The sequence below is a fragment of the Acinetobacter indicus CIP 110367 genome, assembly GCF_000488255.1.
Classification (GTDB): Bacteria; Pseudomonadota; Gammaproteobacteria; order Pseudomonadales; family Moraxellaceae; genus Acinetobacter; species Acinetobacter indicus.
Window position 1 is genome coordinate 69,178 of the sequence record NZ_KI530757.1, and the last position, 10,225, is coordinate 79,402.

10 protein-coding genes and 1 pseudogene are annotated in these 10,225 nt (G+C 45.2%); 6 read left to right on the plus strand and 5 right to left on the minus strand.

The window, feature by feature from the left end; all coding sequences use genetic code 11:
• Positions 1 to 5: 5 nt before the first annotated feature.
• Complete coding sequence (locus tag P253_RS13295; protein ID WP_016658940.1) at positions 6 to 713, plus strand: phosphatase PAP2 family protein; 708 nt, start codon at positions 6 to 8, stop codon at positions 711 to 713.
• Positions 714 to 738: 25 nt separating this feature from the next.
• On the opposite strand, the gene P253_RS13300 is transcribed toward P253_RS13295, so the two are convergent.
• The 3 genes from P253_RS13300 to P253_RS13310 are packed head-to-tail and all read right to left on the minus strand — an operon-like array spanning position 739 to position 4,414.
• Positions 739 to 2,061, minus strand: a complete 1,323-nt coding sequence (locus tag P253_RS13300; RefSeq protein WP_016658939.1) for an ATP-binding protein — start codon at positions 2,059 to 2,061, stop codon at positions 739 to 741.
• A 3-nt stretch (positions 2,062 to 2,064) separates the two neighbouring features.
• Positions 2,065 to 2,736, minus strand: a complete 672-nt coding sequence (locus P253_RS13305) for a response regulator transcription factor (RefSeq protein WP_016658938.1) — start codon at positions 2,734 to 2,736, stop codon at positions 2,065 to 2,067.
• 1 nt (position 2,737) lies between these two features.
• A complete protein-coding gene (locus tag P253_RS13310) occupies positions 2,738 to 4,414 on the minus strand; it encodes a phosphoethanolamine transferase (protein ID WP_016658937.1) in 1,677 nt (558 codons plus the stop codon).
• Between the two features lie 103 nt (positions 4,415 to 4,517).
• Between P253_RS13310 and P253_RS16145 the strand changes: the two are divergent.
• From P253_RS16145 to P253_RS13325, 4 genes and pseudogenes are all read left to right on the plus strand, one after another.
• Positions 4,518 to 4,640, plus strand: a pseudogene (locus tag P253_RS16145) (DUF1376 domain-containing protein); the annotation flags it as partial.
• 382 nt (positions 4,641 to 5,022) lie between these two features.
• Positions 5,023 to 5,595 (plus strand): LexA family protein, encoded by a 573-nt coding sequence (locus P253_RS13315; protein ID WP_005180682.1) that lies wholly within the window; start codon positions 5,023 to 5,025, stop codon positions 5,593 to 5,595.
• Positions 5,592 to 6,890, plus strand: coding sequence for a Y-family DNA polymerase (locus P253_RS13320; RefSeq protein WP_016658936.1), 1,299 nt, complete (start codon positions 5,592 to 5,594; stop codon positions 6,888 to 6,890). Before P253_RS13315 ends, P253_RS13320 begins: the two co-directional genes overlap by 4 nt.
• Positions 6,891 to 7,048: 158 nt before the next feature.
• On the plus strand, positions 7,049 to 7,258 hold the full coding sequence (locus P253_RS13325) for a hypothetical protein (protein WP_016658935.1): 210 nt from the start codon (positions 7,049 to 7,051) through the stop codon (positions 7,256 to 7,258).
• 179 nt (positions 7,259 to 7,437) lie between these two features.
• Here P253_RS13325 and xseB read toward each other — a convergent pair whose 3' ends face one another.
• Together xseB and xseA are read right to left on the minus strand one after the other, a co-directional pair.
• Positions 7,438 to 7,632, minus strand: coding sequence for an exodeoxyribonuclease VII small subunit (gene xseB / locus P253_RS13330; RefSeq protein ID WP_005180690.1), 195 nt, complete (start codon positions 7,630 to 7,632; stop codon positions 7,438 to 7,440).
• Positions 7,622 to 8,887: an exodeoxyribonuclease VII large subunit gene (gene xseA / locus P253_RS13335; protein ID WP_016658934.1), complete on the minus strand. Its 1,266-nt coding sequence runs from the start codon at positions 8,885 to 8,887 to the stop codon at positions 7,622 to 7,624. Before xseA ends, xseB begins: the two co-directional genes overlap by 11 nt.
• Before the next feature lie 473 nt (positions 8,888 to 9,360).
• On the opposite strand from xseA, the gene P253_RS13340 reads away from it, so the two are divergent.
• On the plus strand, positions 9,361 to 10,225 hold an 865-nt coding region (locus P253_RS13340; protein WP_023274426.1), incomplete at its 3' end, for an Ig-like domain-containing protein.

The following is a 10,225-nucleotide window of genomic DNA, read 5'->3' on the forward strand; positions in this document are numbered from 1 at the left end:
TTAAAATGATATCCGAGCATTCCCGGTTTTTACTGACACAAATATTGCTGCTGATTTTCAGTTTTCTGATGCTCTGGAATTTTTTTGATGTAGGTGGAACGATTGATTTACAGCTGATCTATCCGTTCATTGATGATCAGGGACAATTTCCCCTGCGGCAACACTGGGCACTGGCCGAGCTCAATCATCGCTATGTCAAAAATCTGCTGATTCTGGTGTACATAACATTGTTAGCCGGCTGGCTAGTTTCACTGAAATGGCAGAACTGGCATCAACGGCGCTGGGAATTTGGCTATTTCTTTAGTATGGTGGTGCTGACCACGGCCTCAATTGGTATTTTAAAATCCCAGTCGGCGCATGCCTGTCCCTGGGATATGATCATTCCTACCCATGAAGGTATTTTGTGGGATTTGAGTGCTACTGCCGGACACTGTTTTCCCGGAGGACATGCATCCAGCGGTTTTGCCTTAATGGCTGGTTATTTTGTCTATCGGATTGCTAACCGCAAGCGGGCTTATTTTTTCCTTATCGCGGCACTGATTTTAGGCTTCGCCATGGGCTGGGCGCAAATGATGCGTGGTGCGCATTTCCTGAGTCATAATCTGTGGACCGGTTGGATTACTTGGTGCATGAATGTCATGGGCTATACACTGTTTAGCCACAAACTGCCACTGGCAAATCATCCCATGCACATGAACATCAGACAGCCTTAATGCCTAAAAACCAAAGCCTATCCACTTAGGCTTCGACTACAGGAAATTTAACTTGTACACACAGGCCGCCAAGACTGCTACTTTGCGAAAATTCCAGCGTGCCGCCCAAGCGCTCGGTGGCTTTATCTACAATTGACAAACCTAAACCGCTACCAATTTCGGCATGGTTATGAATCCGGTAGAAACGCTGCCGGATCTGGGCGAATTGAGTAGGATCAATCCCGGCTCCACTATCTTCAATCTGTAAAACTGCCTGCTGGCCTTGCTGAAAAATCGATACATTAATCACGCCGCCTTTCGGACTGTATTTAATCGCGTTATCAATTAAATTATAAATAATCGAGTGCAAGGTCGAAGCTTGTCCTTGAATTCGCAATTCCTGTTGCTGTTCTACGCCCAGATCAATTTCTTTCTGTAAGGCCAGCTGAATCAGCTGCTCAAGGCAGGCCACGGTCATCTGATTGAGCGAAAGCATTTGTGCAGGCTCGATTAAGCTGTCGGAGGCATCCTGTTTGGCCAGACTCAATAACTGGTTGACCAGATGCTGCATGCGTAAAACGCCCTGACTCAGATTATGAAGCGAGTCGCTCTGCGGAAACTGCTGCAATAAAATTTGCAGCTGCAAGTTGAGTGCGGTCAGTGGCGTGCGTAATTCATGGGCAGAATCCGCGACAAATTGACGTTGTTCCTGTTGAGCCAGGGAAATTCGACCAAACAGATGATTCATTTCCTGAATAGTCGGTTCCAGCTCCAGGGGATAATCCTTCATTTCAATCGGCTTTAATTCTTGCGCCTTACGGCTGGCCAGTTCCGTTTTAAAATCATGCAAAGGCTGAAAATTTTTCCGGATCATCCAGCCTAAACCAAACACAGCAAAAGGCAAGAAAAGCATATAAGGCAGAAACATATTGCCGGCCAGTTCCAGCGCCAGCTCCTGCCGGACATTTTGCTGCTGACTCACCTGAATCTGCAACTGGTCACTTGGAATGATATAGGTGAGCCAGGTTCCATACGGCGTTTGATGCTTGTAAAAACCTGCTTTCTTGACCGGTGCAACCAGCACATTCTGTGGATGCAAGGGAGTAGCTGTATTTGCATAGGACCAGATATCTACAAATAAATCTTCTTCACTGTACTGTTTTTCTAGATCGATTTGACTTTGTAGCGGTCGTGGATGATTTTCCGCAATGCGCTCGGCCAGACTTTGCATCTGTTTATCCAGCACTTCATTAATTTCTTCAAGTGCAATCCGGTATGCCGCAAAGATTAGTACACAGCCCAATACCACGCTAAACAATGAAATATAAATAATTAGACGTTTTTGTAAGGAATAACGTTTTGGCTTCATGCTCTATCCTAAGCGATATCCTAGACCACGGATCGTCCGTATAAAGTCTTTTCCTAATTTGGCGCGCAGATGGTGAATATAGACTTCCACAGTATTACTACTTACATCACTATCGAAATCATAAAGTTTGTCTTCTAAATCGTTTTTAGAAAAAATTTTGCTAGGATGCATGAGGAGTGCAGTGAGAATAGACCATTCCCGATTAGACAACTCGATCGGTTCACCATTAAAGCATACGATGTGCTGTTCCAGGTCCAGTTCCAGCCCACTGTGTGATAATTTCTTATTAATGTCTATCCCGGTGTTTTTTAAGCTACTACGTCGCAGCAAGGCATGAATACGGGCCAGCAGCTCGTCAAATTCATAGGGTTTAATCAAGTAATCATCTGCTCCCTGATTCAGCCCATCCACCCGGTTTTGTAATTGGTCCCGGGCGGAGATAATCAGTACCGGTAAATTCGGAAACTTCTGCCGGATATTTTTTAGCACCAGCATGCCATCCATCATCGGCAAGCCTAAATCGAGCAGGACAATATCGTAGACCTGCTGCTGTAACTGTTTTAAACCCTCAATCCCATTATTGACCCAGTACACCTCAAACTGATGCAGTTTAAGCAATGTTTCAGTCGACTCGGCAATCATAAAGTCATCTTCAATAATCAGTATTTTATGCATTTCAAGCTCTGTTTTTTAATGATGATGAGCATTGTGCAAGCATATCATTTTTAGCTTCAATCACTTGCGTTTTTATATCCAGCATACTTAATAAGCTGGGGAAAAGATGATCGTGACTGCGTGCCTGTCCGGTCTGTGTTTTTAAACAGTTTAGCTGCCGGACATTATACTGTTGCCAGGTATCAGAAAACCACATCAGCATTGGGATATGGGTTTGCTGCGTGGGCGCCATGCTATAAGGAGCACCATGCAGGTATAAACCATGCTCTCCGGTAGATTCTCCATGATCAGACAGATACCAGAAACCGGTTTGATATTGAGTCTGTTGCTTTAAAGTTTCAATGATCTCGGCAAGAACATGGTCTGTATATACAATCGAATTATCATAGCTATTCTTTAATTCTTCTGTACTACAGCCCTGAATGGCATTGGTATTACAGGTCGGTTGAAATGGCTGATATGGTGCTTTGGAGCGCTTGAAATATGCGGGGCCATGACTGCCCATCTGATGCAGTACAATTAACTGCGGTTTCGAGTTATTTTTATCCAGATGCGCCAGATAATCTTTCAGGCTATCCACCAGGATTTCATCAAAACATTCACCACCAGCATCACACCATCTCTGTTTCAGTTGGGCTGGAATCTGGTATTTTTGTACGCGGTCACAGGCACCTTTACAGCCCGAATTATTATCAATCCAGGTCACCTGATAACCGGCCCGCTGAGCAATATCCAGCAAACCTTCTCGGTGGCTAGCCAACTGTTCATTATAGTTTTGACGTGTCATTCCTGAAAACATACACGGTACTGAAACAGCTGTGGCAGTTCCGCAAGAACTGACTTGATTAAAATTAATTATCGGTAACTTGCTCAGTTCAGGATTGGTATTGCGTGCATAACCATTTAAAGCAAAACTCTCGGCACGTGCAGTCTCCCCAACCACCAGCACCATCAATTTGGGTTGTTTCTGTATTTGAGCCTGCTGCAGCAGATGGGCATCTTCACCATAAGGAATCAAAGGCAAATTGGCTTTAGGTGCTTTCTTTTTATAGTAGGATACGGTGGATGCAATGCTATTTTGCGGGGAAATCATGCCCTTCAGATCGCGGTGCTCGCGGAAGATGGCTGCATAATCGACATAAAAACAGAATAACAGTCCTAGAATCAATACGGCCGAAAGCAGACTGCTAAGGCTTTTATGCAACAATTGACGCCCGAAAGATGCAGGCTGAATGTTCAGCATCCAGACGATACACAAAGGAAAAATCACAAAGACCAGCGTCCAGATCACCAGCCGTATTGACCAGAGATCACGGACTTCCCGAGCATCGGTCTGCAGCATATTCTGGATCTGGTCCGGCGTAATAACAACCCCCAGACTATTGACAAAATAAGCACTAAAACCGCCCAGAATGATCAGCACACTGGCCAGTATCTTGGCATTCCATTTCCAGTTCAGCCACTGCAAGACCAGATTGTACAAGCCGATAACTACCAGGACTGTAGCCGCCAATAATGCGCCTGCCTTGAGGTTGGTATAAGGCGTCAATTGATGGATTTTCTGATAGAAATCAAAGTTTAAGACCAGTCCCAGCCAAATGGCGAGTAAAAGGTTGAAGCGTGCAAGGCTGATGGGTTTGATCTGGCGTAGACCGGGAAAAGAAGGCAGCTTAAGCATTTTTTTAGTTCAAAGACTTTAATATGCTTTAGCCTAAAATTTGAATCTTAAAAATGACTTAAAATAATCTGAGAACTACAAAAACTTATACATATTTTGATTTCAAATCAAATCTGATAAAACTAAAAATGCAGCCCAAGCACGTTGGGGAAAATCCGCAAGTAATGCTCAAGCAAATCATGAGCACAGCCCGAGTATTACTCAAGTCATGCTTGAACCATGCCCTGAATAGCCACCACTTTCCTAGACAAATACAGCCCAAAGAATGATTTCACCCTGAAAATGCCGACCATGGAAGGGATTCATATGCTGCACCTTTAGCTAAAAGAGGATTCAGCTTACCATTAGTGGTTATTTGCAACAGTGCCCTTTTTCTTATGCACGTGGCATGTTCCCTCAGGTTTGATTTAAACCTTCTGCAGTAGAAGTTGAACCTCAACAGCTTGGGCTGCAAATAATTTTTAGCTCAAGTTTGATTGCTCTAAGTAATCTATAACCACCTTCTGGTGAGATAGATATTCAGAACACAATCCGACGAATGGAGTTGTTTTTTTCCACTGCTGTTTTACCATCTTGATTATGTTACACAATCAAGATGAACAAATAAAATGGATGAATTTCAGCATGGTGGTGCCCGTGAAGGTGCTGGTCGTAAACCAGTTCATGAAGGCCCAACCAAAGTGATCCGGGTTCCCGAAGCCCGTGTACTGGAGATCAGGCAGTATCTGGATCAGATAAAAAAACCAGCCCGCAATGATGTTGCTTCGATTACTCCGGTTGAAGCCAGAACACATTATGAGATTCCGGTTGCCTTGCAAAAGGTGGCTGCAGGTTTCCCTTCCCCAGCCCAAGACTATATCGACAAGACCCTGGATCTGAACGAGTTCCTGATCCAGAACCAGCAGGCTACCTTTATCGTTGAGGTGGAATCGCTTTCCATGCGCGATGCCGGGATTGATCTGAAGGACAAGCTGATCGTGGACCGCAGTATTGAGCCCAAGCATGGTGATATTGTTCTGGCCCTGATCGACAATGATTTCACCATCAAACGACTGATGATTGAAGGCGACAAACGCTGGTTACAGGCGGAAAACCCGGATTATGCGGATATCCATTTGAAAGACGGTCAGACCCTGCTGATCTGGGGTGTAGTCACCAGTGTCATCAAGAAGTTCAGATGAACAGCCCCGAGCGGATTTATGCCCTGATCGACATCAACAACTGTTATGTCAGTTGTGAACGGGTGTTTAATCCCAGCCTGAATCACCGTCCAGTGATTGTGCTGAGCAATAATGATGGTTGTGCAGTGGCCCGCAGTAATGAGGCCAAAGCCCTGGGCATCAAGATGGGTGTTCCGTTGTTTCAGGTTCAGGACATTGTCCGGCAGCATCAAGTGGTGGTGCTGTCGAGCAACTATGCCCTGTATGCGGAAATGTCCAATCGCTTCCATTCGATTTTGGCCGGTTATGTGGCTCCGCATGAACAGGAAATCTATTCGATTGATGAATGTTTTCTGGATTTAACCAGTTATGCACAGCATTTTGACTTGACCCGCTATGCCAGAGAGATGAAACAGCGGATCTGGGACTGGATCGGGTTGCCGGTATCCATCGGGATTGGTCGCAGCAAGACCGAAGCCAAGCTAGCCAATCACCTTGCCAAGAAATGGCCTGGCTTTGCAGGCGTATGCAATGTGCTGGAGCTGGATTATCTGGATCAGGAAACGCTGTATGCCGGAATTGAGGTGGGTGAAGTCTGGGGTGTGGGACGTAAGCTGGTCAAAAAGCTGAACCAGATGGGCATCCATTCGGTACTGGATCTGGCCATGCAGGATGCGCATCGCATGGGAAGTTTGTTTTCAGTGCTGATGCAGCGCACGGTGCTGGAATTACAGGGCATCTCCTGTTTGCAACTGGAGGATGCTCCTGCACCCAAGCAGCAGATTGTGGCTAGCCGCTCCTTTGGAGAACGGATTACTGAGCTGGATGATCTGAAAGAAGCCATGGGTAAGTATGTGCAAGATGCAGTCATGCGCTTGCGTGCGGATGCCTCGCTGTGTGGCTGTATCATTGCTTTTGTGCAATCCAATCCCTTTGATCAAAACACAGCGTATTACAGCAAATCGTTGGCCTTTGAATTCCCGGAACCCACGGACTGTGTACTTGATCTGATTCATGCTGCGATGCAGTTACTGCAAGGCATCTATAAGCCAGAGGTAAAGTATAAAAAATGTGGGGTGATTCTGACCGGTCTGGTCAGCAAGACCCGCTATGTGCCTGATCTGCTTACAGACCATCGCCAGCGTGAAAGCAACGAACAGCTGATGCAGGCTTTAGAAGCCGTGCAAGCCAGATATGGCAAGACTAAACTGGCAGTGGGATCGTGTTATTTACCACAGCGGAAATGGTCGATGAACCGGACACATCTGACCCAGAACTATTTCAGCTGGCAGGGATTATTGAAAATAACCCATTAAGCCAACACCCCTTTTTAGGTTAAACAGGTGACAATTAACAACCGGACATCTATCCAGCCCCCCTATTGCGGACGGATCGCTGCTGGGAAGATACTCATATCGCTATGGTAAAACATTGAGCTCATCATATTGCAAGCAACTCAGGAGGCTTAAATCGCATGGCTAAAACAACAAAGGACGAAATCCCTGTAGAAGAATCAGCTCAAGCCAGTGAAGTTTCTGACAAAGTAACGGAAGCTAGAGCGTTATTGGGCAAGCAAATGTCCGCAAACCTGATTGCGATCGCAGAACTGACCCATACCCCGATTCCACACATGCAGGTAGATGAACACGGGGTTTTTCACGAGATTCAAAACACTGATAGGTAGACCGGCATGGATTGCAGTAACGGACGGTATTCTCCTGTTCAATCGGTCGAGTGCTCAGATCCGGTTTGATCGTTATCGTTAAGTCCATATTTTTGTACCTAACACATGGTTTTATACAGTTAAGTACAGGAATACGTACTGAACAGACAAAGCGTTTTTATGGTCCTTAGGCTTTTTTTCTATTCCTTAAAGGTGTCATTGAGCGCCTGCTGAACCGCCTCAATCCTTGATTTGCAGGCTTTGTAGGCGGTCATGGATTCTTCAACGATCGCCATCAGGTTATCAATATCCGGTTCTTCCTGCGATTCCAGCAGTTCGGCATTCTTCTTCAGAATCTCGTAGCCCTGTTTGAAACTGAGTTCTTCATTGTTCATGTGTATTTACCTGTGTCACGGTGGCATCAATCATGCCATCCTGGAGTTCGATCTGGAGTTGCTGGCCAGTGATTTGTTGCACTGAGCGGATGGCTTTGCCCTGACTGCGGACAATCGCATAGCCTTTAGCCATCACGTTTCGTGGGTTCTGTAGCAAGGTTTCCCGCATCAGGGATTCGGTCTGCTGTACAGCCTGCCGCAGCTGTTGCTGGGCAAAATACTGGGTATCGCTTTTCAGCAGATCAACGCTACGCTGCGCATCATTGAGCTGGCTTTGTGCCAGGGTTTGGATGGTTTTCAGATACTGGTCATTCTGGCTTTGATAGGCGGTCAGCTGATGCTGGGACAGCAGTTTGATGGTTTGCAGCGCAGTACTGGCTTCATTGACCCGTTCGACAATCAGGTTACGGATCCCGGCGATGACTTTACTTGGGGTATCAAAGGAGCGATGCGCGATTTCATCCAGAATGGTGCGGTCTTTCTCGTGGCCAATGCCCACCCAGATCGGCACTGTTCTTTTACACAACAGTGCAGCCAGATCATAGTCGTTCAGGTACGCCAGATCATTCACTGCTCCACCCCCACGGATGATCACAATTAGGTCGGGAGCGGTCTGGTAATCTTGAGCCCACTGCCTGAGTGCACTGGCCAGAGCCTGCATGATGCTGGTTGGGGCAGTATTGCCCTGGAAGGTGGCTGAATGATAAACGAAGTGGCAGACACCCGCCTGAGCCAGGGCATCGGCATCTTTTTTAAAGTCTCCCAGCCCGGCGGCATTTTCCGGGGCGATGACCAGTACGTTCTGCAAATCAAAAGGTGCCGGTAGCTGTTTGTTGTTGTTGAGCAGGCCTTCCTGGGTCAGGCGCTGCAGGATCTGCTGATAGCGTTTGGCAATGTCACCTAAGGTGAAGCTGGAGTCGATATCTTCAATATTGACGGAGAAACCATATTGCGGATCAAATTTGGCTTTGACCTTGATCAGGACATTCAAGTCTCTGGACAGTTCAATGCCGCTTTCCCGTTCAAACCTTAACACGATTTTTTGTGCGGTGAATTTCCACAGGGTGCCTTTACAGCTGGCAATCACTTTATGGCTGTCTTCATCTTTCTCTGCCAGTTCCAGATAGTAATGCCCGCCTTTGATGCTGAGATTACGGATCTCGGCTTTGACCCATACCGCTTCATCGAAAGTCAGCTGGATGACTTCCTGTACGGTGGTCAGGTATTCACTGAGACTGAGTTGGGTTTCTGACATGAAAGAAAATACGGAATGCGGTCATTTGATCCTACAAAATAACAGCTTTCATTTCAAAGCATAGAATTGTTTGGAAAATCTGGAGCATTGCCATGTATGTCCACAATGTGCTGAAAGCCTCTCATCAAGATTTGACTATTTTGCGCTGAGGATAAACGGGTCAGACTTCAATTTTTATCCAGTAAGCTTATCAAGTGCTCTCATTTCGCATGTTCTTTATAGTACTGGTTTTTCCGTTTGGAATTGTGCTTCCAACTTTTGGAAAATTTATAGACATAAGTGGCTTTGTTGCATAAATATGTAAGCATCTGATTTAAATAGATTTAATTTTGGATCAAAAAATAATCAAAACTTTTAAAATCATATAGTTATGAAATCTTTGTGCAACAAAGCCCTAGTAATTAATAAAATTGTATTCATGTCTATTTAATGTAATCTTATTGTTTTGTTTCTGTAAAACAGAGGATTAATTCGTGTCAAAGCAAATTTTAATTTTAAAAGATGGCATTAAAACAACTTTAGAGGCTAGCCAAGTAGAAAATATTGTTCAGCAGTCGGAACAAATTGTTGTAAAGCTCAAGAATGGTGAGCAAATTATCCTATCTAAAAATGAAAAATTTTCTATTGATGTTTTGGAGAATAATGAAAGCATACTGCGACTAGATTCTTCTAATCTAGAAAGCCTGAGTGAATTAGAAAAATTTTTAGCACAGGAATCAAATTTTTGGTTCGATAATAAATTTATTACGTATGGTGGAGGTGGAATTTTAACAGCAGGGGTTGTGGCTGCAGCAAGTAGTGGTGGAGGTGGTAGTACATCAGGAGATATAACTCCCCCAACGATATTGACCCAAGAGCTTGCTGTAGACAATAAAACCGTAACAGGTATGACCGAAGCAAATGCGACAGTGATGGTGAGTTATAAAGGTAAAGTGATTGGCACTGCGGTTGCAGATGCTGAAGGCAAATACAGCATTACTTTAGATAAAGCCTATAGCAATGGTGAAAAGCTTGAAGTGATTGCGACCGATAAAGCTAATAACAGCACTAGACCAAATAGTATCACAGCACCAGATACGACAGCTCCAGTGAGCTTGACGCAAGTGATCAGTGCCGATGGTCAAACAGTCACAGGTACAACCGAAGCAGGCGCAACAGTTACAGCAACATTCAATGGTCAAGTGGTTGGTACAGCGGTTGCAGGTACAGATGGTCAATACACATTGACACTGAATCCAGCATTCACCAACGGTGAACAGCTTGCAGTGATTGCAACAGACAAAGCCAATAACAGCACCAAGCCAAACACTGTCACAGCACCAGATAGCACAGCCCCAG

Coding starts and splice junctions, on each gene's coding strand:
- P253_RS13295 (WP_016658940.1), top strand. CDS start 6: ATGATATCCGAGCATTCCCGGTTTTTACTGACACAAATATTGCTGCTG.
- P253_RS13300 (WP_016658939.1), bottom strand. CDS start 2,061: ATGAAGCCAAAACGTTATTCCTTACAAAAACGTCTAATTATTTATATT.
- P253_RS13305 (WP_016658938.1), bottom strand. CDS start 2,736: ATGCATAAAATACTGATTATTGAAGATGACTTTATGATTGCCGAGTCG.
- P253_RS13310 (WP_016658937.1), bottom strand. CDS start 4,414: ATGCTTAAGCTGCCTTCTTTTCCCGGTCTACGCCAGATCAAACCCATC.
- P253_RS13315 (WP_005180682.1), top strand. CDS start 5,023: ATGGATGAATTTCAGCATGGTGGTGCCCGTGAAGGTGCTGGTCGTAAA.
- P253_RS13320 (WP_016658936.1), top strand. CDS start 5,592: ATGAACAGCCCCGAGCGGATTTATGCCCTGATCGACATCAACAACTGT.
- P253_RS13325 (WP_016658935.1), top strand. CDS start 7,049: ATGGCTAAAACAACAAAGGACGAAATCCCTGTAGAAGAATCAGCTCAA.
- xseB (WP_005180690.1), bottom strand. CDS start 7,632: ATGAACAATGAAGAACTCAGTTTCAAACAGGGCTACGAGATTCTGAAG.
- xseA (WP_016658934.1), bottom strand. CDS start 8,887: ATGTCAGAAACCCAACTCAGTCTCAGTGAATACCTGACCACCGTACAG.